The 19,960-nt window shown below is 69.7% G+C and carries 21 protein-coding genes; 10 read left to right on the top strand and 11 right to left on the bottom strand.

Translation table 11 applies throughout. The annotated features are described in order from the left end of the window. Position 1: 1 nt before the first annotated feature. Positions 2-952 carry a 23S rRNA (adenine(2030)-N(6))-methyltransferase RlmJ gene (locus ACODT0_RS07355; protein ID WP_489040963.1) on the bottom strand — a complete coding sequence of 317 codons (951 nt, stop codon included), beginning with the start codon at positions 950-952 and terminating at the stop codon, positions 2-4. A gap of 167 nt (positions 953-1,119) precedes the next feature. Between ACODT0_RS07355 and ACODT0_RS07350 the strand changes: the two genes are divergently transcribed. The 6 genes from ACODT0_RS07350 (at position 1,120) to mdtD (ending at position 6,067) form a co-directional block, all read left to right on the top strand. Next, positions 1,120-1,710 carry a hypothetical protein gene (locus ACODT0_RS07350; RefSeq protein WP_489040962.1) on the top strand — a complete coding sequence of 197 codons (591 nt, stop codon included), beginning with the start codon at positions 1,120-1,122 and terminating at the stop codon, positions 1,708-1,710. Beyond that, positions 1,707-2,930: a S1C family serine protease gene (locus ACODT0_RS07345; RefSeq protein ID WP_261211584.1), complete on the top strand. Its 1,224-nt coding sequence runs from the start codon at positions 1,707-1,709 to the stop codon at positions 2,928-2,930. The genes ACODT0_RS07350 and ACODT0_RS07345 overlap by 4 nt, the downstream gene beginning before the upstream one ends. A gap of 203 nt (positions 2,931-3,133) precedes the next feature. Beyond that, positions 3,134-3,562, top strand: a complete 429-nt coding sequence (gene rplM, locus ACODT0_RS07340) for a 50S ribosomal protein L13 (RefSeq protein WP_057590758.1) — start codon at positions 3,134-3,136, stop codon at positions 3,560-3,562. Between the two features lie 12 nt (positions 3,563-3,574). Then, entirely contained in the window at positions 3,575-3,967 is a 393-nt protein-coding gene (gene rpsI, locus ACODT0_RS07335) for a 30S ribosomal protein S9 (RefSeq protein ID WP_057590759.1), read from the top strand. 203 nt (positions 3,968-4,170) lie between these two features. Further along, the gene (gene erpA / locus ACODT0_RS07330) at positions 4,171-4,536 is read left to right on the top strand and encodes an iron-sulfur cluster insertion protein ErpA (RefSeq protein ID WP_007827949.1); all 366 of its coding nucleotides are present in this window, start codon (positions 4,171-4,173) and stop codon (positions 4,534-4,536) included. Between the two features lie 88 nt (positions 4,537-4,624). Beyond that, on the top strand, positions 4,625-6,067 hold the full coding sequence (mdtD, locus tag ACODT0_RS07325; RefSeq protein ID WP_296727629.1) for a multidrug transporter subunit MdtD: 1,443 nt from the start codon (positions 4,625-4,627) through the stop codon (positions 6,065-6,067). Between the two features lies 1 nt (position 6,068). Here the strand turns inward: mdtD and ACODT0_RS07320 are convergent, their stop codons facing one another. Together ACODT0_RS07320 and ACODT0_RS07315 are read right to left on the bottom strand one after the other, a co-directional pair. Then, on the bottom strand, positions 6,069-7,199 hold the full coding sequence (locus tag ACODT0_RS07320) for an anhydro-N-acetylmuramic acid kinase (protein WP_261211576.1): 1,131 nt from the start codon (positions 7,197-7,199) through the stop codon (positions 6,069-6,071). A gap of 62 nt (positions 7,200-7,261) precedes the next feature. After that, complete coding sequence (locus ACODT0_RS07315) at positions 7,262-8,611, bottom strand: M23 family metallopeptidase (RefSeq protein ID WP_057590762.1); 1,350 nt, start codon at positions 8,609-8,611, stop codon at positions 7,262-7,264. A gap of 158 nt (positions 8,612-8,769) precedes the next feature. Between ACODT0_RS07315 and tyrS the strand changes: the two genes are divergently transcribed. Further along, positions 8,770-10,002, top strand: coding sequence for a tyrosine--tRNA ligase (tyrS, locus tag ACODT0_RS07310; RefSeq protein ID WP_057590763.1), 1,233 nt, complete (start codon positions 8,770-8,772; stop codon positions 10,000-10,002). Positions 10,003-10,065: 63 nt separating this feature from the next. Here tyrS and ACODT0_RS07305 read toward each other — a convergent pair whose 3' ends face one another. Both ACODT0_RS07305 and ACODT0_RS07300 read right to left on the bottom strand, forming a co-directional pair. Further along, the gene (locus ACODT0_RS07305) at positions 10,066-10,698 is read right to left on the bottom strand and encodes an OmpA family protein (protein ID WP_261211574.1); all 633 of its coding nucleotides are present in this window, start codon (positions 10,696-10,698) and stop codon (positions 10,066-10,068) included. Beyond that, positions 10,695-11,210, bottom strand: coding sequence for a FecR family protein (locus tag ACODT0_RS07300; RefSeq protein ID WP_261211573.1), 516 nt, complete (start codon positions 11,208-11,210; stop codon positions 10,695-10,697). The genes ACODT0_RS07305 and ACODT0_RS07300 overlap by 4 nt, the downstream gene beginning before the upstream one ends. Before the next feature lie 147 nt (positions 11,211-11,357). Here ACODT0_RS07300 and ACODT0_RS07295 point away from each other — a divergent pair, with 147 nt between their 5' ends. Together ACODT0_RS07295 and dtd are read left to right on the top strand one after the other, a co-directional pair. Next, positions 11,358-12,287: a cation diffusion facilitator family transporter gene (locus tag ACODT0_RS07295; protein WP_296727648.1), complete on the top strand. Its 930-nt coding sequence runs from the start codon at positions 11,358-11,360 to the stop codon at positions 12,285-12,287. Next, on the top strand, positions 12,284-12,724 hold the full coding sequence (dtd, locus tag ACODT0_RS07290) for a D-aminoacyl-tRNA deacylase (RefSeq protein ID WP_261211572.1): 441 nt from the start codon (positions 12,284-12,286) through the stop codon (positions 12,722-12,724). The genes ACODT0_RS07295 and dtd overlap by 4 nt, the downstream gene beginning before the upstream one ends. A gap of 18 nt (positions 12,725-12,742) precedes the next feature. Here the strand turns inward: dtd and ACODT0_RS07285 are convergent, their stop codons facing one another. Genes ACODT0_RS07285 through ACODT0_RS07275 form a run of 3 tightly spaced genes read right to left on the bottom strand, consistent with a single transcriptional unit; the run spans position 12,743 to position 14,764 of the window. After that, positions 12,743-13,336 carry a class I SAM-dependent methyltransferase gene (locus ACODT0_RS07285; RefSeq protein WP_261211571.1) on the bottom strand — a complete coding sequence of 198 codons (594 nt, stop codon included), beginning with the start codon at positions 13,334-13,336 and terminating at the stop codon, positions 12,743-12,745. A 14-nt stretch (positions 13,337-13,350) separates the two neighbouring features. Then, the gene (gene ybeY, locus ACODT0_RS07280) at positions 13,351-13,809 is read right to left on the bottom strand and encodes an rRNA maturation RNase YbeY (protein ID WP_057590767.1); all 459 of its coding nucleotides are present in this window, start codon (positions 13,807-13,809) and stop codon (positions 13,351-13,353) included. Between the two features lies 1 nt (position 13,810). After that, positions 13,811-14,764 carry a PhoH family protein gene (locus tag ACODT0_RS07275; protein WP_296727656.1) on the bottom strand — a complete coding sequence of 318 codons (954 nt, stop codon included), beginning with the start codon at positions 14,762-14,764 and terminating at the stop codon, positions 13,811-13,813. Positions 14,765-14,867: 103 nt separating this feature from the next. Here ACODT0_RS07275 and ruvA point away from each other — a divergent pair, with 103 nt between their 5' ends. Next, positions 14,868-15,440 (top strand): Holliday junction branch migration protein RuvA, encoded by a 573-nt coding sequence (ruvA, locus tag ACODT0_RS07270; RefSeq protein WP_057590769.1) that lies wholly within the window; start codon positions 14,868-14,870, stop codon positions 15,438-15,440. 3 nt (positions 15,441-15,443) lie between these two features. Here the strand turns inward: ruvA and ACODT0_RS07265 are convergent, their stop codons facing one another. The 3 genes from ACODT0_RS07265 to ACODT0_RS07255 all read right to left on the bottom strand — a co-directional run bounded on the left by ACODT0_RS07265 (position 15,444) and on the right by ACODT0_RS07255 (position 19,960). Continuing rightward, complete coding sequence (locus tag ACODT0_RS07265) at positions 15,444-16,610, bottom strand: serine hydrolase domain-containing protein (RefSeq protein WP_413762277.1); 1,167 nt, start codon at positions 16,608-16,610, stop codon at positions 15,444-15,446. Between the two features lie 11 nt (positions 16,611-16,621). Further along, a complete protein-coding gene (gene tynA, locus ACODT0_RS07260; protein ID WP_489040961.1) occupies positions 16,622-18,925 on the bottom strand; it encodes a primary-amine oxidase in 2,304 nt (767 codons plus the stop codon). A gap of 72 nt (positions 18,926-18,997) precedes the next feature. Then, a complete protein-coding gene (locus ACODT0_RS07255) occupies positions 18,998-19,960 on the bottom strand; it encodes a helix-turn-helix domain-containing protein (protein WP_057590771.1) in 963 nt (320 codons plus the stop codon).

Here is a 19,960-nt window from a genome sequence, read left to right as displayed (position 1 = left end):
ATCAGCCCGCGGCGTCGATCGTGAAGCCCGCGTTGCGGTCCTGCCCCAGCTTCTGCACCAGCTGCGGCAGCGCCGCTTCGAGCAGCGGCTTGAGCGTGTAGGGTGGATTGATCAGGAACATGCCGCTGGCCGGCAGGCCCGGGCGGCGCGTTTCGCCGCTGGGCGCGGTCGTGATCTTGCTCGACTTGACCGTCAGCGTGACGTTGAGCGAGGACTTGCCGGCCTTGGTGGCCATGGTCTTGAGCCGGCGCGGCAGGTCGTGCGCCTCGGGCCGCGGAATGATCGGATACCAGACCGCGTAGGTGCCGGTGGCGAAGCGCTTGAGCGCCTCGGCCATGAAGTCGAGCACCCGGCCGTAGTCGGTCTTGAGCTCGTAGCTCGGGTCCATCAGCACCAGCGCGCGCCGCGAGGGCGGCGGCAGGAACTTGGTGGCGCTGCCGAAGCCGTCCTCGTGCAGCACGGCGATCTGGCGGCCGGCCTCGAGCTGCGCGATGTTGGCCGTGAGCGTGCGGCTGTCGGTGGGATGCAGCTCGAACAGCTTGAGCCGGTCGTGGTCGCGCAGCAGGTGCTGCACGATGAACGGCGAGCCCGGGTAGACGCGGGCGCCGCCCTTGGCATTGAAGTCGTGGATCACCTCGAGGTAGCGTGCGAGCGCGTCGGCCAGCGGGGCCTCGGCTTCCTGGGCGGCCTTCTTGGCGGGGGCGCCCGCCGCGGGAGTCGGCGCGGGCGTGGCCTTGGGGTCGGCGACCAGGCGCAGCACGCCCTCGGCGGCCTCGCCGCTGGTGCCCGCGTAATCGCCATCGAGCCGGTACAGGCCCGCGCCCGCGTGGGTGTCGACCACCGTCAGCGCGGTCTCCTTTTCGAGCATGTGATCGAGCGTGGCGATCAGCACCAGGTGCTTGAGCACGTCGGCGTGATTGCCGGCATGGAAGGCGTGGCGGTAGCTGAACATGAGAAGAAATACCTAAAAGGTGGAGGCATGCATCCGGCGGGATCGCTAGACTCGCGCGCCGGAAACATTAATTAACAAGAGGGACGCCAATGCGTGGAGCAGGGTGGAGATTCTGGGGCCTGTGCGTGGGTGCGGGCGTTTTGTCCATTTTGACGGGGTGTGCGTCGGTGACGCACGGCACCCAGCAGAGCGTGAAGATCGAGACGCTGACGGAGGCCGGAAAGACCGTCGAGGGTGCCAAATGCACGCTCACGAACGACCGCAACGGTATCGTGATGCGCTCGGGCGAAAGCGTCTCGGTGCGCCGTTCGGGCGCGCTGCTGAACATCGAATGCACGCAGCCGGGCCTGGCGCCGGCCACGGGGCAGGCGATTTCGCGCGTCAACACGGGCATGGTGGGCAACATCCTGATCGGCGGCGTGCTGGGCGCGGCCATCGATTCGGGCACCGGCGCCGGCTTCAACTACCCGAGCTGGATGCAGCTGGTGTTCGGCGAGGTGCGCAGCTTCGACCGCGGCGGCCAGACCGGCGACCAGGCGCTGGCGGGCACCCGCATCGGCGAGACCAGGCTGGCGGCGCCCTCCGTCGTGCCGCCGCCGCCCACGGCCATCGCGGTGACGCCACCGCCCCAGGTCGCGCCCGCACCCGCGCCTGCACCGACACCGCCGGTGGCCGCCGTGCCGCCACCGGCGCCACGCGCCGTCGGCGCGCGCGTTTCGATGGACGATCTCGGCGCGCTGCTTCCCGCCAAGCCATGAGGACTCGCGTTCTCTGCCTGGCGGCACTGCTGGCCGCCGGCCCCGCCGCGGCGCTCGAGCCCGACGTGCTGTTCGCCAAGGTGTCGGGCAGCGTCTGGGCCATCCGCACCTTCGACGCCCAGTCCCGGCCGCTCAGCGCCGGCAGCGCGGTCGTGATCGCGCCCGGCCGGCTCGTGACCAACTGCCATGTGCTGGCCAAGGCCAGCAGCTTCGTCGTGCGCCAGGAGAACGTGGCCTACGGCGCCACTCTCGAGTACCCCGATCCGCAGCGCGACCTGTGCCAGGTCAAGGTGGCGAACTTCACCGCGCCGCCGGTGGCGCTGGCGCCCGCGGGCAGCGCGCGCGTGGGCCAGCGCGTCTATGCCATCGGCAATCCGCGCGGCCTCGAGAACACGCTCAGCGACGGCATCCTGTCGGGCCTGCGCGGCGAAGAGGGCGAGCGCCTGCTGCAGACCACCGCGGCCATCGCACCGGGCTCGAGCGGCGGCGGGCTGTTCGACAGCGAAGGCCGACTGCTGGGTATCACGACCTTTGCCGCCAAGGACGGCGGCAGCCTGAATTTCGCGGTGCCGGCGGAATGGCTGGCCGAGCTGCCGGCGCGCGCGAAGACCGCGCTGGAAGCACGCACCAGCGGCGCCGACGGCAACGGCCGCGGCGCGCCCGCGGCCGGCCGTCCGGGGGCGCCACGGCTCGGCGAGGTGTTCGAATACGTGCTGATCGACGGCCTCACGGGCGTGCGGACGCCGGTGCGCTATCGGGTCGACCGGATCGAGGGCGAGAACGTCTATTTCAACCAGGGCGGGCGGGTCGAGAAGGCCGATGGCCAACTGGTGTCGGCGACCTCGCCGGCCGGCGGGCTGTTCGACGCCGCCTCGCCGCCCGGAGGCTGGACTCGTCCCGCGATGACGCCGGGCATGCGCTGGCGCAGCGAGTACACCTCGGCCTCCAGCGGGGAGAAGGCACGCTACGAGCTCGATGCCACGGTGATCGGCACGAGCCGCATGACCGTCGACGGCGAGGCGCTGAACGTGCAGCAGATCGCCTACGAGGGCTGGATGTTCGCGCTGGTGGGCACCGGACCCGCGCAGGCGCTGCCCTTCAAGGCGACGGCCTCCTACGCGCCCGACATGGGCCGGGTGGTCCGTTTCGAGGCCGAATACCGCCGCGCCTACCTCGGCATGACGCGCGAGACGCTGGAGCTGGTGCGGGTCTGGCGCTGAGCCCGGAGCGGGCGTTTCGGGGGCTTGAGGCCGCGGCGATCCGGAAAATTGCCCGCCAACCTCGATTCTTCGTATAATCGCGGGCTTCGCAGCGTTTTTGTGGCCCCGCGGCGAAGACATTTCACCACCTAAGAGATTCCCACCAGAGGAAAACCGACCGTGGAAAAGGGCCCGCCAAACCCTCTTACGAAAAGAGAAATCTCATGACCACGTTCAGCGCAAAACCCGCTGACGTGAAGCACGAGTGGTTTGTGATTGACGCGACCGACAAGGTCCTCGGACGGGTAGCCAGCGAAGTTGCCCTCCGTCTGCGCGGCAAGCACAAGGCCATTTATACGCCTCACGTCGATACCGGTGACTTCATCGTCATCATCAATGCAGCCCAGCTGCGCGTCACCGGCGCCAAGTCCATCGACAAGGTGTACTACCGTCACTCGGGCTACCCGGGCGGCATCACGGCGACGAACTTCCGCGACATGCAGTCGAAGCACCCCGGCCGCGCGCTGGAGAAGGCCGTCAAGGGCATGCTGCCCAAGGGCCCGCTCGGCTACGCCATGATCAAGAAACTCAAGGTGTACGGCGGTGCAGAGCATCCGCACACCGCCCAACAGCCCAAAGTGCTGGAACTGTAAGGAGCCTTGAGAATGATTGGTGAATGGAACAACGGCACCGGCCGTCGCAAATCCAGCGTCGCTCGCGTGTTCCTGAAGAAGGGCACCGGCAAGATCACGGTCAACGGCAAGGACATCCAAGCGTTCTTCGGCCGCGAAACCTCGATCATGATCGCCAAGCAGCCGCTGGCGCTGACGAACAACCTCGAAACCTTCGACGTCATGGTGAACGTGCACGGCGGCGGCGAATCGGGCCAGGCCGGCGCGACCCGCCACGGCATCACCCGTGCGCTGATCGACTACGACGCGGCCCTGAAGCCGGTGCTGAGCCAGGCTGGCTTCGTCACCCGCGACGCGCGCGAAGTCGAGCGTAAGAAGGTCGGTCTGCACTCCGCACGCCGCCGCAAGCAGTTCTCGAAGCGCTGATCTCCAGCCTTCGCCTGCCGAGAAAACCGCCTTCGGGCGGTTTTTTCATGGGGCCTGCTTCCCGGCCCGGCCTTGCCCTCGTGTGGCTGCGACCCCACTTGCATTGGGTGCACCGCCCGCGGTCCCGGCCCCGAGGCCCGCATTGCAGTAGCATTCCCTCCCTTGGCCGCATGTTCCGGCCCCCTCTCCAGGAGTATTCCCTCATGAGCGCCGTTGCCGAAAACATCCAGACCCAGATGCCCGAACCGATCGTCTTCACCGACAGTGCGGCCGCCAAGGTGGCCGACCTGATCGCCGAAGAAGGCAATCCCGACCTCAAGCTGCGCGTGTTCGTCCAGGGCGGCGGCTGCTCGGGCTTCCAGTACGGCTTCACCTTCGACGAGATCACCAACGAAGACGACACGACGATGACCAAGAACGGCGTGTCGTTGCTGATCGATGCCATGAGCTACCAGTACCTGGTCGGCGCCGAGATCGACTACAAGGAAGACCTGCAGGGCGCCCAGTTCGTGATCAAGAACCCGAACGCCACCAGCACCTGCGGCTGCGGCTCCAGCTTCTCGGCCTGATCCTACCGATGGTGCCTGCCCGCAGCGCACCGTCCCCCCACCAAGCCGCCTCCGGGCGGCTTTTTGCTTTGCGCCTCCATTCCCGCCCATGCCGCCCGACACCGCCGTAGCCAACACCGCCGTCGCCCCCGCCCGCAAGAGCCTGCTGTGGCTCGTGGCGGTGGGCTTCTTCATGCAGACGCTGGACGCCACCATCATCAACACGGCGCTGCCGGCGATGGCGGCCAGCCTCGGCGAGAGTCCGCTGCGCATGCAGTCGGTGGTGGTGGCCTATGCGCTGACCATGGCGATGCTGATTCCCGCCTCGGGCTGGATCGCCGACCGCTTCGGCACGCGGCGCGTGTTCTTCGCGGCCATCGTGCTGTTCGCGCTGGGCTCGGTGCTGTGCGCGCTCTCGCACGGGCTGGGGCAACTGGTGGCCGCGCGCGTGGTGCAGGGGCTCGGCGGCGCCCTGCTGCTGCCGGTGGGACGGCTGGCGCTGCTGCGCACCGTGCCGCGCGGCGAATTCCTGCAGGCGATGAGCTTCGTGGCGATTCCGGGCCTGATCGGCCCGCTGCTCGGGCCCACGCTGGGCGGCTGGCTGGTGCAGTACGCCTCGTGGCACTGGATCTTCCTGATCAACGTGCCGGTGGGCCTGGCCGGCTGCATCGCCACCCTGCGCTTCATGCCCGACCTGCGCGGCGCCGCGCTGCGGCGCTTCGACGCCGTGGGCTACGGCCTGCTGGCCTTCGGCATGGTGACGATCTCGCTCTCGCTCGACGGCGTGGCCGAGCTGGGCCTGCGCCAGGGCGGGGTGATGGTGGTGCTGGTCTTCGGCTTCGCGAGCGTGGTGGCCTACTGGCTGCGCGCGGCGCGCACGCCCGAGCCGCTGTTCGCGCCCTCGCTGTTCAAGGTGCCGACCCTGAGCATCGGCCTGCTCGGCAACCTGTTCTCGCGCCTGGGCAGCAGCTGCATGCCCTTCCTGGTGCCGCTGCTGCTGCAGGTGTCGATGGGCTATTCGCCGCTGCGCGCGGGCCTGATGATGCTGCCGGTGGCGCTGGCCGGCATGGCGATGAAGCGCTTCGCCACGCCGTTGATCACGCGCCACGGCTACCGCAAGGTGCTGGTGGTCAACACGGTGCTGGTGGGGCTCGCGATGGCCAGCTTCGGCCTCACGGCGCCAGGCCAGCCCTTCGCGCTGCATGTGCTGCAGCTGCTGTTCTTCGGCGCGGTCAATTCGCTGCAGTTCACCGCGATGAACACCATCACCCTCAAGGACCTCGACGGCAGCATGGCCAGCAGCGGCAACAGCCTGCTGTCGATGGTGCAGATGCTCGCGATGAGCATGGGCGTGGCCGCCGCGGGCGCGGTGCTCGCGGGCTACAACGGCGTGTTCGGCACCGACACCGCGGTGCGCACGCTCGATGCCTTCCAGGCGACCTTCGCCAGCATGGGCCTGATCACGGTGGCTTCGGCGCTCATCTTCTGGCATCTGCCGGCGGAGGTGCGGGCATCGCGGCCCGCGCAGCCCGAAGTCTCGGGCCAGGGCTGAGTCAGGCCGGGTAGATCGCGCCCAGCACGCGGGCGCCGCGGGCGCCGGTCACGCTGGCGAGGTTGCCGCTCTCGCGCCGCACCGTGGCGCGCGCCAGCCAGGCGAAGGCGGCCGCCTCCACCTGTTGCGGCGGCAGGCCGCGTTCGTTCGAGGCCACCACGGCGATGCCCGGCAGCAGGGCGCGCAGCCGCGACAGCAGGTGGCCGTTGAGCGCACCGCCGCCGCAGACGATCAGCAGCTTGCTCTCTTTTCCGTAGCGCAGCAGGTCGGCGGCGCAGGTGCTGGCGGTCAGCTCTGCGAGCGTGGCCTGCACGTCGACCGGCGCATCGGCCGCGCCGGTGCCCACGTGCGCGGCCAGCCATTCGGGATTGAACAGGTCGCGCCCGGTGCTCTTGGGCGGGGCCTTGGCGAAGAAGGGCTCGCCCTGCAGCCGCGCGAGCAGCTCGGGCAGCACCTGGCCGCTCGCGGCCCACTGGCCGTCGAGGTCGAAGGGCTGGCCGTGGTAGCGCTGGCACCAGTGGTCCATCAGCGCGTTGCCCGGGCCGCAGTCGAAGCCCAGCACCACCGCGCCCTCGGGTGCATCGCTGGCCGGCAGCAGGCTCAGGTTCGAGATGCCGCCGAGGTTCAGCACCGCGATCGGCTCGCCGGGTCCGGCGAACAGCGCCCGGTGGAAGGCCGGCACCAGCGGGGCGCCCTGGCCGCCGGCCGCGAGGTCGCGGCTTCGGAAGTCGGCCACCACGTCGATGCCGCAGAGCTCGGCCAGCAGCGAAGGGTTGTTGAGCTGCAGCGTGTAGCCGACCTCGTCGAATTCGCCGGGCCGGTGGCGCACGGTCTGGCCATGCACGCCGACGGCGCGCACCGCGCCGGGCTCGAGGCCGGCATCGGCCAGCAGTTGCCGGACCACGCCCGCGTAGACGCGAGCCAGCCCGTTGCCGGCGAGCGCCGCGCGATGCAGTTCGTTGTCGCCCGGGGTGTTGAGGGCCATCAGCTCGCCGCGCAGGCCGACCGGGAAGGTGGCGCTGGCGTAGCCGGTGACCGCGATCCCGCCGTCGGAGAAGTCGGCGAGCACGCCGTCCACGCCATCGAGCGAGGTGCCCGACATCAGTCCGATGTAGAGGTCGCCGGTGGCCATGGGGCTGGGGAAACCGCCGGAATGGCTCCGGCGCTTCATCTGTCTATCTGGAAGCGCGGCGCTCAGTCCGCGCTGGCCTGGACCACCGAGAACGCGGCGGCCAGCTCGGTGCGCGCGCCGACGGCGATGCGTTCGAAGGCCGGGCGCATCGCCGCGGTGATCGGGGCGCCGCCTTCCTGCGCGATCGAGGTCGGGTTCTGGTAGACGCCGTTGACCCGGAATTCGAAGTGCAGGTGCGGACCGGTGGCCCAGCCCGTGGAGCCCACAGCGCCGACGGTCTGGCCCTGGCTCACGCTCTGGCCGGCCTTGACGTCGATGCGGCTCAGGTGCGCATAGGCCGTCTGCTGGTTGTTGCGGTGGTTGATGATGACGATGTTGCCGTAGCCGTTCTGCGTGCCGGCGAAGTCGACCGTGCCGTCGCCGACCGTGCGCACGGCGGTTCCGGTGGGCGCCGCGTAGTCGATGCCGTTGTGCTGGCGCCAGCTGTTGAGGATCGGATGCATGCGCATCGCGAAGCCGCTCGACACGCGCGTGAATTCCACCGGCGTCGCCAGGTAGGCCTTGCGCAGGCTGTCGCCGTTCGGGCGGTAGTAGCTGCCCTTCTGGCCCGCGCCCGGCGGCTGGAACCACACGGCCTGGTGCACCTTGCCGTTGTTCTCGAACTCGGCCGAGAGCACGCGGCCGCTGCGCAGCGCCTGGCCGTCGGCCTCGAAGGTCTCGTAGACCACGGCGAAGCGGTCGCCCTTGCGCAGCTGGCGCACGTCGACGTCGCCCGCGAAGATGTCGGCCAGCTGGCTGGCGACGGCATCGGGGATGCGCGCCTCGTCGGTGGCGGCGAACAGCGAGCTGCGGATGGTGCCGCTGGCCAGGCGGGCGCCCGGCGTGAGGGTGTCGCGCTCGGTCAGGGCCACGAAGCCCACGGGCGTGCGTTCGACCACGAAGCGCTTGAAGCCGCCGTCGCCGTCGGGAATCCAGCGCGCGCTGAGCTTCTTGAGCTGGTTGTCCTGCGTGGCCTCGGCGGTCACGGTGCGGCCGGCGCGCGCGAACAGCGCGGTGCGGGCCTCGCCGCTGCCGCGCACGAAGGCGCTGGCGGCCGGATCGGAGATGCCCAGGCGCTTGAGCAGCGCCTCGGCGGTGTCGCTCGAGCGGGTGACGTCGGTGCGGAACAGCGTGAAGCTGAAATCCTCGAGCGACGTCGCCTGTTCGGCGAACGACAGGGGGGCGGAGGTGGCTTCGAGCACCTGGTGGACCGGGAGGTCCGAGGCATCGGGTCCGAGCGAAGCCACGGCGAGGGTTCCGGCGCTCAGCAGCGCCGCCGCGATGACCGCGGTGATCTGCTTGGGGTAGGTCCGGAACGTATAGGCCACGCGAGAAGCGAGAAGCTCCTCGGCGGCAAGAATGCCGTTGATCAAACTATGAATTCCAGCTCAGGTTTCTGCAGATCCGTCTGCAAAGCCCAGAGCGGTCAGGGCGGCGGGACGGTGCGGAAAAAGCGCCGCTTAGAATCCGGCGCTTGAAAAAGTCGGGCGAGTATAGCTTCCGCACTCCAAAAGTCAGCCAAAAAAAGCCCATGAACGCCGAATCTGTTACATCCGTGGCCCTTTCAAATAGTGTAGGACGCGCGCTCGAAATTTCCCTCCGCGGGGCTGACGAGCTGCTCCCCCAGGACGAGTGGGTGCGCAAGCTGCAGCGCTCCGAAGCCACCGGAACGCCGCTGCGCATCAAGCTGGGCCTGGATCCGACGGCGCCCGACATCCACATCGGCCACACGGTGGTGCTCAACAAGATGCGCCAGCTCCAGGACCTGGGGCACCGCGTGATCTTCCTGATCGGCGACTTCACCACCACCATCGGCGACCCCTCGGGCCGCAACAGCACGCGCCCGCCGCTCACGCGCGAGCAGATCGAGGCCAACGCCCAGACCTACTACAAGCAGGCCAGCCTGGTGCTCGATCCCGAGAAGACCGAGATCCGCTACAACTCCGAGTGGAGCGACCCGCTGGGCGCGCGCGGCATGATCCAGCTGGCCGCCAAGTACACGGTGGCCCGCATGATGGAGCGCGACGACTTCAACAAGCGCTTCAAGGCCGGCCAGTCGATCTCGGTGCACGAGTTCCTCTACCCGCTGATGCAGGGCTACGACTCGGTGGCGCTCAAGAGCGATCTCGAGCTCGGCGGCACCGACCAGAAGTTCAACCTGCTCGTGGGCCGGCACCTGCAGCAGGAATACGGCCAGGAACCGCAGTGCATACTCACTATGCCGCTGCTGGAAGGGCTCGATGGCGTCGAGAAGATGTCCAAGAGCAAGAACAACTACATCGGCATCAGCGAAGACGCCAACACCATGTACGCCAAGGTGCTGTCGATCTCCGACGACCTGATGTGGCGCTGGTACACCCTGCTGAGCTTCCGCTCGCTCGAGGAGATCGCCGCGCTCAAGGCCGAGATCGAGGCCGGGCGCAACCCGAAGGACGCCAAGGTCGCGCTCGCCAAGGAGATCACGGCGCGCTTCCACAGCCCGGCGGCGGCCGACACGGCCGAGCAGGACTTCATCAACCGCAGCAAGGGCGGCGTGCCCGACGAGATCGCCGAAGTGGCGCTGGCGGGCGCCCCGCTGGGCATCGGCCAACTGCTCAAGCAAGCCAACCTCGCGGCGTCGTCCGGCGAGGGCAACCGCCTGATCGATGGCGGCGGCGTGCGCATCGATGGCGCGGTGGTCAGCGACAAGGGTCTCAAGCTGCCGGCCGGCAGCTACGTGGTGCAGGTCGGCAAGCGCAAGTTCGCGCGCGTGACCTTGTCCTGAGCCGGGCGCTCCCAAAGAAAAAGGCCGGGTCGATCCCGGCCTTTTTTGCTCGAGGGGCGTGCCTCAGCGCACTTCGATCGTCACGCGCCGGTTGCGCGGCTCGTCGACCTCGTCGGCCGTCGGCACCGCCAGTTCGCGTTCGCCGCGGCCCGCGGCCTCGATGCGGTTGGCCGGGAAGCGGCGCTCGATGAAGAGCTGGGCCACTTCCTGCGCGCGGCGCAGCGAGAGCGCGTCGTTGTTCTGCAGCGTGCCCTTGGTGTCGGTGTGGCCGACCACGACGATGTCGCCGCCGGGGCGCGCCTGGGCGGCCGCCAGCGCCTCTTCCATGATCTTCTGCGAGGCGGTCGTCAGCGTGATGGTGCCGAGCTCGAAGTACACGGTGTAGCGCTGCGACGGCGGCGGGCGCATCTCGAACAGCGGCTTGTTCTCGGCCTGCACCTTGGCCGGATCGGCGGCGTCGACCACCGGCGCGCCCGAGGCGCCCTGCTTGGCCGTGGCGCGCTGGTAGGGCCGCGAGAGCACCTCCTCGCCGTCCTTGGCGCGCACCACCACCGCCGAGGCGGTGCCGTCGGCCTGCGGCAGCAGCACTACGCGGGTGGCGGGCGAGGAACAGGCCGCGAGCAGCGCAACCAGCAGCGCGGCACCGAGGAAGCGCAGGCGGGAGAAAAAGAGGGGGCTGGAACCGGAACGCATCATGGCTGGCCGTCGGTCTGGACGATGAAGTCGGTGCCGCGGATGCCGATGGTCGCCGTCTGCGTCTCGACGCGCACCGCGTCGGGGTTGGTCTTGCCGATCAGGCCGGTGATCATGCGCATCGAGCCGCGCAGCAGCGAAACCAGCAGCCCGCCTTCATGGGTGGTGGCATCGAAGTGGAACTGCTTGAGGTCGAGCCGCGAGGAGGGGCCGACCACCAGCGTGGTGTCGTCGCGCAGCACGACCGCGGCCGAGGAGTCGGGGCCGGTCACGATCCGGTCGACCGAGGCCAGGGCGTCGCCGGGCACGGCATTGCGCGCGGCGGCGGCGGCGCTCAGCAGCTTGACGTCGCCGCGCACCGACTTCACGAAGCCGGCCTGGCGCTCGGGGGCCGCCGTGGCGGGAGCGGCGGCGGGGGCCGCGGGCGTGGACGGGGCGGTCTGCGCCTGCGAAATCGCCGCGGCGCCGAGCAGCGCGCAGCCCAGCAGGGGCAGGAGGAATTTCTTGTGCATCATCGGGTTTTCCGCGAACTGTTTCGGGGCGGACACAATTATTAATGCGAAGGCGTTACACCTGGACACGAACATGATAATTCGGCGGCTAACTGCGGCCTTTTACCGTTTTTCCTGTCGCCTGTCGCCGTCATCACCCTGCGCGTTCGCATGAATCTCACACCCAAGACCTTGTTGCGGGCCTCCATCGCGGTGGCGCTGGTCACGATCGTGCTCAAGAGCCTCGCGGGCTACATCACCCATTCGATGGGCTTGATCTCGGACGCGATGGAGTCCTTCGTCAACCTGGCGAGCGCCACCTTCGCGCTGGCCATGGTGACGATCGCGGAGCGCCCGGCCGACGAGGGCCATCCCTATGGCCACCACAAGGCCGAGTACTTCTCCTCGGGCTTCGAGGGCATCCTGATCGTGGGCGCGGCCGTCGCCATCTTCTGGGTCTCGGTGCAGCGGCTGCTGGCGCCGCAGCCGCTCGAGCAGCTCGGCTGGGGCCTCGCGCTGTCGATCGTCAGCTCGGGCCTGAACGCCGGGCTCGCGTGGCTGCTGTTCCGCGCCGCCCAGGCCCGCCGCTCGATCGCGCTGGAGGCCGACGCGCGCCACCTGATGGCCGACGTCTGGACCTCGGCCGCGGTGCTGGTGGGCATCGTCGCGGTGCATTTCACCGGCTGGCTCTGGCTCGATCCGCTCCTGGCCATCGGCGTGGCGCTGAACATCGCGCGCGAGGGCGCCAGGCTGGTCTGGCGCTCCTCGCAGGGCCTGATGGACCAGGCGCTCGAGCCCGAGACCCAGGCACTGCTGCGCGCCACGCTCGAGCGTTTCGCCGCCGGCGTGCCCGAGGGCGACCGGCTGCGCTTCGACGACATCTTCACGCGCAGCGCTGGCCAGCGCCGCTTCGCCGACCTGCACATGCACGTGCCCGGCGACTGGACCCTGGAGCGCGCCGCCGCCCTGCGCGATGCGCTCGAGCAGGCCCTGATGGACGCCGTGCCCGGCCTGCGCGTGACCATCCAGCTGCTGCCGCTGGGCATGGAAGCCCGCGCCACCCGGCTTCCGTCAGACACCCTCGAGGAATCCCATCCATGAAAGCAGTGCTCCAGCGCGTGGCGCAGGCACGCGTCGACATCGCGGGCCGCACCGTCGGCGAGATCGGCGCCGGGCTGCTCGTGCTGCTGTGCGCCGAGCGCGGCGACACCGATGCCGCGGCCGACCGCATGCTCGCCAAGATGCTCAAGCTGCGCATCTTTTCCGACGCGGCCGGCAAGATGAACCGCAGCGTGCAGGACATCGGCGGCGGCCTGCTGGTGGTGAGCCAGTTCACGCTCGCGGCCGACGTGAGCGGCGGCAATCGCCCGAGCTTCACGCTCGCGGCGCCGCCCGACGAGGGCCGCCGGCTCTACGACCACTTCGTCGCCCAGGCGCGCGCCGCGCATCCCGTGGTGGCCACGGGCGAGTTCGGCGCCGACATGCAGGTGCACCTGCTCAACGACGGGCCGGTCACGATTCCGCTGCAGATGAGCTGAGGGCCGCGCGGGCCTCGTTCAGTCGCGCCGCAGCAGCGCTTCCCACGCCACCTTCGGGTGCTCGTAGCGGTCGATGGTCAGTTCCTCGAGCTGCGCGATGCGCCAGCCGCGCGCGAACAGCCGCTGCACGGTGGCGCGCTCGAAGAAGCGCTTCGGCGCGCCATCGACGAGGTAGAGGTTGTCCTCGTCCGAGCGACCCGGGCCGCGCCCGCCGTAGTGCCGGTCGTTGACCGAGTTGAGCCGGCACAGCAGCACGCCGCCGGGCCGCAGCGCCGCGTGGATGCGCGCGACCAGCTCCAGCGTCTGCTCCCATTCGAAGTAGTGCAGCGACAGGCTCGCGAGCACGACGCCGATGCGCTGCCCCTCGGCCAGCGGAAAGGGCGCGCGGAAATCCTGGTTGTGCACGCGCACGCCCGCCAGGCGCCGCTCGCGCGCCGCGTCCGCCGCCCGTGGCGACAACTCGATCGCCTCCACGCGCAGCCCCGCGGCCGCCAGCGTGGCGCTGTCGCGGCCGTCGCCGCAGCCCAGCTCGAGCACCGGGTCGGCGCCCGCGCATTCGGCCAGCAGCGGCAGCCAGGGCCTGAGCCACGGATCGGTATCGGCGCCGGTCATCGGTGCGCGTTCCCTCAGCGGTTGTAGGGATCGCGGATGCCCAGCCCCGCGAGGATCTCGATCTCGCGCGCCTCCATCGCCTCGGCGTCTGCCTCGCCGGTCTCGTGGTCCCAGCCCTGCGCATGCAGCGTGCCGTGCACCAGCAGGTGCGCGTAGTGCGCGGCCAGCGTCTTGCGCTGCTCCTTCGCTTCGCGCGCCACCACCGGCGCGCACAGCACCAGGTCGGCCATGACGAGCGGCGCCTGCGCATAGTCGAAGGTCAGCACGTTGGTCGCGTAGTCCTTGCCGCGGAACTCGCGGTTGAGCTGCTGGCCTTCGTCGGCATCGACGATGCGCACCGTGATCTCGGCGTCGGCGTCGAGCGCATGGCGGATCCAGCGCGTCACGCCGTGGCGCGGCAGCGCGGCGCGGTGCCGTTCCACGCCCTTGAAGCGGCCGAACTGCAGCGACAGGGCGAGTGCGTGGAGCGCCATCTCAGCGCCCGCCCGCGGCCGTGCGCTTGCGCTGGCCGTCGTAGGCGTCGACGATGCGCGCCACCAGCGGATGGCGCACCACGTCGGCGCTCGTGAAGTGCGTGATCGCGATGCCGTTCACGCGCCGCAGCACGCGCTCGGCGTCGATCAGGCCGCTCAACTGTTGCTTGGGCAGGTCGATCTGGCTCACGTCGCCCGTCACCACCGCCTTGGCGCCGAAGCCGATGCGCGTGAGGAACATCTTCATCTGCTCGGGCGTGGTGTTCTGCGCCTCGTCGAGGATCACGAAGGCGTTGTTGAGCGTGCGCCCGCGCATGAAGGCCAGCGGCGCGATCTCCAGCGCGTTGCGCTCGAAGGCCTTCTGCACCTTCTCGAAGCCCATCAGGTCGTAGAGCGCGTCGTACAGCGGCCGCAGGTAGGGGTCGACCTTCTGCGTCAGGTCGCCGGGCAGGAAGCCCAGCCGTTCGCCGGCCTCGACCGCCGGGCGCGTGAGCACGATGCGCTGCACCGCGCTGCGCTCGAGCGCATCGACCGCGCAGGCCACCGCGAGGTAGGTCTTGCCGGTGCCGGCCGGGCCGATGCCGAAGGTGATGTCGTGCTTGGCGATGTTGTCGAGGTAGATGGCCTGGGTGGGCGTGCGCGCGCGCAGGTCGGCGCGCCGGGTGGCGAGCGCGATCGCGCCGTCGCCGTCCTCGTCCATCGAGCCGTCGCCGGCCAGCGTGAGCTGCACCACCGCCGCGTCGATCGGTCGCTGGGCGATCTCGTAGAGCGCCTGCAGCACGTCCATCGCGCGCTGGGCGTTGACCTTGGGGCCGTCGATCTTGAACTGCTCGTGGCGATGCGCGATCTTCACCGAGAGCGCCTCCTCGATGCGGCGCAGGTGGGCGTCGAGCGGGCCGCACAGGTGACCCAGGCGCGTGTTGTTGGGCGGGGCGAAGGTGTGTCGCAGAATCACGCGGTTTCCATTTCCATCTTTATTGGTAGCCCATGCAAGACCGGCCCTGCTCCAGAAAATGCAACCCAAGGCGGGAAGCGCCGCAAGCGTCGGGGGGGCGCCAATGATAGGCAAACTCACCGGGATTCTTGCCGAACGCAATCCGCCGCAGGTCGTGATCGACTGCAACGGCGTCGGCTACGAGGTCGACGTGCCGATGAGCACCTTCTACAACCTGCCCAACGTGGGCGCCAGGATCTCGCTGCTCACGCACTTCATCGTGCGCGAGGACGCGCAGATCCTCTACGGCTTCGGCAGCGCCGAGGAGCGCGCGGCCTTCCGCCAGCTCATCAAGATCTCGGGCGTGGGCCCGCGCACCGCGCTGGGCGTGCTCTCGGGCATGAGCGTGGGCGAGCTCTCGCAGGCCGTCACCCTGCAGGAGGCCGGCCGGCTGGTGAAGGTGCCCGGCATCGGCAAGAAGATCGCCGAGCGCCTGCTGCTCGAGCTCAAGGGCAAGCTCGGCGCCGACATCGGCCTGCCCGCGCACGCGGCCTCCGATGCCCAGGCCGACATCCTGCAGGCGCTGGTGGCGCTGGGCTACAGCGACAAGGAAGCGGCCGCCGCGCTCAAGGCACTGCCGAAGGACGCGAGCGTGAGCGACGGCATCAAGCTGGCGCTGAAGGCGCTGGCGAAGTAAGGCCTAGGCGCGCAGCGCTGCCACCAGCGCGCCCAGCAGCGCGTGCGTCTCGACCAGGCTCGGCCCGTGCACCGGTTGCGGCCAGGCGCTGTGGATCGCGACCACGAGCCGTTCCTTCGGGTGGATGTAGAGCTGCTGCCCGAAGATGCCGAGCGCGGCGAACAGGCCGCCATCGAGTTCGGGCAGCGCCTGCGCGCCGCTCGGGAAAGTCCACCACTGGTAGCCGTATCCCATCGGCTCGTAGCCCTCGAGCGTGCCGGGCGCGAGCCGCTGCGCGGGGTCGGCGCGCGTGGCCTCGCCCAGCCAGTCCTCGGGCAGCACGCGCTGTCCGCCGGCCATGCCCCCGCCGAGGATGAACAGGCCGAAGCGGCCGAAGTCGCGCAGGGTCGCGTTGACGCCGCTGCCCGCGAAGGCCTGGCCGCCCGGCGCGTCGAGCTGCCAGTAGGCATCGGCCTCCATGCCGAAGGGCGCCCAGATCTTGCGCGACAGGTAGTCGCCGATCGGCTCGCGCAGCGCGCTGGCCAGGATCCTGCCGACCAGGTAGGTCTCGCCGGTGCTGTAGTTGAAGCGCGTGCCGGCCGGTGCCGCGCGCGGCAGCGTCGCCATGAAGGCCAGCACCGCGCCCGCGTCCTGGTCGAGTTGCGCGCGCAGCATGCGGCGGCGGTCGGAGGCCGGGTCGAGGTAGTCCTCGTTCCAGGCCACGCCCGAGCTCATCTGCAGCACCTGCCGCAGCGTCACGCCCTCGTAGGCCGAGCCGGCCAGCACGGGCACGTAGCGCACGACCGGCTCGTCCAGGCTCGCGATCAGGCCGTCGTGCAGCGCCGCGCCCACGAGCGTGGAGGCGATCGACTTCGCGACCGAGAACGACATCCAGCGCGTGGCCGCGTCGTTGCCCATCGCGTAGCGCTCGAGCACCACCTGGCCGTCCTTGATCGCCAGCAGGCCTGCCGTGCGGTTGCGCGCCATGAACGCGTCGATGCCGAACTGCCCGTCGCCAGCGCGGTAGCGCACGTCGACCGCGGGGCCCGCGGGCAATGGATGGACCTGCGCGCCGCGCTGGATCGTGCGCGTCGCATAGAGCCGGTCCATGTGGCGGTAGGTGGGCGCCTGCAACTCGGGCGCCAGCGTCATCAGGTCCTCGAGCCGGCCGATGGCCTCGGTGTCCGTCATGCGGCAGCTCCCTACTTTGCCGGCTTCGCCGGCCGGTTCAGCCCCAGCGTCGGCGTCTCGTCGAAGAAGTTCCAGGGCTTGAGCAGCGCATGCACCCACTCGGTGGGCATGATCGGCCATTCCTCGGCGCGCGCGACATGCGTGGTGCCGGTGGTGAGCCAGACCACGTTGTCGGTGTTCACGATCGCCTGGTCGTCGGCGGTGAACTGGCCCAGGCCGGTGTCCTTGTTCGAGCGGTTCGGGTACTTGCCTTCGGGGAACTGCTCCTCGGGGTCGTAGCGCGTCACCCAGAGCTGGCGATCCATGAAGCTCAGGCGGTGGTTGATCCACTCGTCCTGCGCGAAGTTGGCGCCCTTGGCGATCGGGTGCGTGCCGCCCGCGTAGGGAATGAGCTGGTACGAGACCGGGTTGCCGACCTTGTTGCTCTTCGACGGGTTGCTCAGCAGCCGGATCGTCGAGGGATCGAACTTCTGCGCCGCCTGCCGCTCGGTCGCCACCGTGCGCTGCACCGTCTGCATGGTGCTGGTGCGCGGGCCGCCGCGGGTGTTGGGCAGCACCACCGGGTCGACCTCGGTCAGCGAGTTGTTCTCGCCGTCCACGTCGAGGTCGAGCCGGAAGTTGTAGATGTGCTGGTGCGTGGTGCCGACGATGTGGTGGTCGAGCAAGGTGCCGTAGCGCGTGTCCTCGGCGGCGGTCGCGTCCTGCATGGTGCGCGACTTCACGCCCTTCACGGCCTCGATGCCGGTGGCGCCCGCGTTGATGCCGATGGTGCCGTTCTCGGCGAACACCCAGTCGAACAGGTAGTCGTAGTTGCCCACCGTGCTGATCCAGCGCACCACCAGTTCGCGCCGCTCGGTACTCACGTTGGGTTTGCCCATCTCCTGGTGCTTGAACTCGGGATCGGCATAGCGCTCGAAGACCGCGATCGCGCGCGGCACCTTCACGGGCGCGCCGGTGTAGTCGGCCAGCGTGGCGTCGAGCAGCACCGCGTTCTGCGGCGCGTCCTTCTCGGGCTCGATCGGCGAGGTCAGCGTGCCCATGCCGTACTCGCCCGAGTCGAGGTAGGCCTTGAAGTACCAGCCGGTGTCGGGGTCGCCGTAGGGCACGATCATTCCGCCCAGCGAGCCCTCGTACATCACCTTGCGCCTGGTGCCCTTGTCGTTGTAGGTCACAGTCGAGAGCACCAGGCCCACGCGCGAGTCGAGCCGCAGGTGGAAGTCCCAGTTGCGCCAGTGCAGCATGTTGCCGGCGATGGTGTAGTTCTTGCCCTCGGGTTCGGTGATCTCCAGCGGCTTGGGCGCGGGCGTGCCGGCGCGGTCGCGGCCGTCGTAGGGCGTGGGCTTGAGCGGCACCGGCACCAGGCCGCCGTCCTCGATCTTCAGCACCTTCTTCTGCTCGAGGTCGACCACCGCCACCAGGCCCTCGATCGGGTGCGCCCAGTAGTTGCCGTCGCCCACGTCGAGGTAGCTCACCACCTTGAGCAGGCGGTCCTCCTGGCGCAGCGAGTCCTTGCCGTCGAAGTAGCCCACGGTCAGCGGCGTGGCCACCACCTTCTTCACGTCGTCGATGCCACGCGTGGCGAGCGCCTTCGCATAGTCGGCGCTGGCCTCGATCGCGCTCTGCACGGTGGCGAAGTCGTCGAGCAGCACCATGCCGTGCGCGCCTTCCACCGGCTTCCACTCGAGCAGCCTGCGTGCCGCGAGGTCGATGCTGCCCTCGATCACCTTCTTGCCGTCGAGCGCGACGAAGCTCGCCTGCCGCGCGGCGCGCACCGGCTGGCCCGAGAGCGCGAAGGCCCAGACCTGGTCCTTGGGCGGGCGCTTCAGGGTGATCTCGGTGAAGCGCAGGCCGGGCTTGTAGTTGCCCGAGGCCTTGATCGTCTCGAGCGCGGCCTGGATCTCCTCGGCCGACAGCGGATTGAGCGGATTCGGCGTGCGCTCGACCACGAAGGTGCGGTCCAGGCTGGACTGGAACACCTGGTTGATGAAGTCGTGCGGCACCCAGGCCGCGCCCTTGCGCAGCACCACCGGCACGTCGAGCTGCAGCGGCTGTCCGTTGATCAGCGCGGTCTTCGAGCCGGGCTTGATGCGCACCAGCGTGCCGTTGCGCGCCACCGTGTAGACGTTGGCGAAGCTGTCGAAGCGCACGGTGGCGCCGAAATCCTCGACCGTCTTCTTGAGCGGCACCATGTGGGCCGCGCCGCCATGGGCCTGGGCGCCGCCGGTCGCGAGCGGGCCGAGGGCCAGCGCGAGCGCGGTGGCAAGAAGGGTGCGGGTGGTGCCGCGGACCGGCGTTCGATGGTGGCTGCTGCGCATGGCCTGCTTTTCCCTTTTCTTCGCGTGTTGTCTGAAACGACGACGAAGTTAAGGGCGCGGCCCATACGGCGGTTAGCCGGATTCGGCAAGCCAGCGCGCGCGCGTGGCGGAAGGCAGCTCGCCGAACAGCCGGCTGTAGTCGGCCGCGAAGCGCGACAGGTGCCAGAAGCCCCAGCGCGCCGCCACGTCGCCGATGCTGTCGCGCCGGTGCGTCTGCAGCTCGCGCCGCACCCGGTTCAGGCGCATCACGCGCAGGTAGGTCACGGGGCTCAGGTGCACCACGTCCTCGAAGGCGTACTGCAGCGCGCGGCGCGACACGCCGGTGGCCGCGCAGAGGTCGGGCACGCTGATGGCCTCGTCGGCATGGGCCCGCATGTACTCGCGCGCCAGCGCCACGATGTGGCGCCGCGCCACCGTGCCGGGCGGCAGCCGGGTTTCGAAGGCGTCGCAGCCGATGCAGTGCAGCACCGCGTCGGCCAGCGACAGCGACAGCATGTGGCGCGCCGCCGGCTGCTCGAGCTGCGCGAGGTTGCCGCGCGCCAGCGACAGCGCGGCGCCCAGCAGCTTCGACAGCTCGCTCTCGTCGAAGCCCGGCTGGCGCACCGGCGCCGGCTCGGGCAGGCGCAGCTCGAAGTCGGCGCCGAACAGCGTGGCCGCGAGCTCGGCCAGCGGCGCGGTGTCGATGCACACCGCCATCAGGTCCATGCCGGCGCCGGCCAGCAGTTCGAATTCGCGCTGCGGCGACAGCGCGATCAGGCGCCGGCCCTCGATCTCGTGGCCGCAGTACCAGCTGCCGCTGCCCGCGACCTCGGTGACGGCGAACGAGACCGTGCCCGGGCGGCCCTGGCCGTTCTGCAGCAGGGTCTGGTTCGCATGCTCGTGGAAGACCTGGACGAAGCCCAGGTGCAGGTCCTCGGACAGGCCCTCGAAGCGGCCGTTCGACAGCTGCTCGTAGTGCTGGTCCCAGTGGTCCAGGCTCGAGGCCTGTGCCTGGGCCTCGGCGTTCAGGTGGCGGGAGAAGTGAAGCTCGGTCAT

The organism is Variovorax sp. FG153 (assembly GCF_057809595.1).
This window is presented reverse-complemented; position numbering and strand designations above follow the sequence as displayed.

Bases quoted from the DNA above. Each gene is read 5' to 3' on its own strand.
- ACODT0_RS07305 (WP_261211574.1), bottom strand. From the start codon at position 10,698: ATGATGCGTTCCGGTTCCAGCCCCCTCTTTTTCTCCCGCCTGCGCTTC.
- ACODT0_RS07255 (WP_057590771.1), bottom strand. From the start codon at position 19,960: ATGACCGAGCTTCACTTCTCCCGCCACCTGAACGCCGAGGCCCAGGCA.
- ACODT0_RS07355 (WP_489040963.1), bottom strand. From the start codon at position 952: ATGTTCAGCTACCGCCACGCCTTCCATGCCGGCAATCACGCCGACGTG.
- tynA (WP_489040961.1), bottom strand. From the start codon at position 18,925: ATGCGCAGCAGCCACCATCGAACGCCGGTCCGCGGCACCACCCGCACC.
- ACODT0_RS07285 (WP_261211571.1), bottom strand. From the start codon at position 13,336: ATGACCGGCGCCGATACCGATCCGTGGCTCAGGCCCTGGCTGCCGCTG.
- ruvA (WP_057590769.1), top strand. From the start codon at position 14,868: ATGATAGGCAAACTCACCGGGATTCTTGCCGAACGCAATCCGCCGCAG.
- ybeY (WP_057590767.1), bottom strand. From the start codon at position 13,809: ATGGCGCTCCACGCACTCGCCCTGTCGCTGCAGTTCGGCCGCTTCAAG.
- dtd (WP_261211572.1), top strand. From the start codon at position 12,284: ATGAAAGCAGTGCTCCAGCGCGTGGCGCAGGCACGCGTCGACATCGCG.
- ACODT0_RS07345 (WP_261211584.1), top strand. From the start codon at position 1,707: ATGAGGACTCGCGTTCTCTGCCTGGCGGCACTGCTGGCCGCCGGCCCC.
- ACODT0_RS07320 (WP_261211576.1), bottom strand. From the start codon at position 7,199: ATGGCCACCGGCGACCTCTACATCGGACTGATGTCGGGCACCTCGCTC.
- ACODT0_RS07295 (WP_296727648.1), top strand. From the start codon at position 11,358: ATGAATCTCACACCCAAGACCTTGTTGCGGGCCTCCATCGCGGTGGCG.
- rplM (WP_057590758.1), top strand. From the start codon at position 3,134: ATGACCACGTTCAGCGCAAAACCCGCTGACGTGAAGCACGAGTGGTTT.
- ACODT0_RS07300 (WP_261211573.1), bottom strand. From the start codon at position 11,210: ATGATGCACAAGAAATTCCTCCTGCCCCTGCTGGGCTGCGCGCTGCTC.
- rpsI (WP_057590759.1), top strand. From the start codon at position 3,575: ATGATTGGTGAATGGAACAACGGCACCGGCCGTCGCAAATCCAGCGTC.
- erpA (WP_007827949.1), top strand. From the start codon at position 4,171: ATGAGCGCCGTTGCCGAAAACATCCAGACCCAGATGCCCGAACCGATC.
- tyrS (WP_057590763.1), top strand. From the start codon at position 8,770: ATGAACGCCGAATCTGTTACATCCGTGGCCCTTTCAAATAGTGTAGGA.
- mdtD (WP_296727629.1), top strand. From the start codon at position 4,625: ATGCCGCCCGACACCGCCGTAGCCAACACCGCCGTCGCCCCCGCCCGC.
- ACODT0_RS07265 (WP_413762277.1), bottom strand. From the start codon at position 16,610: ATGACGGACACCGAGGCCATCGGCCGGCTCGAGGACCTGATGACGCTG.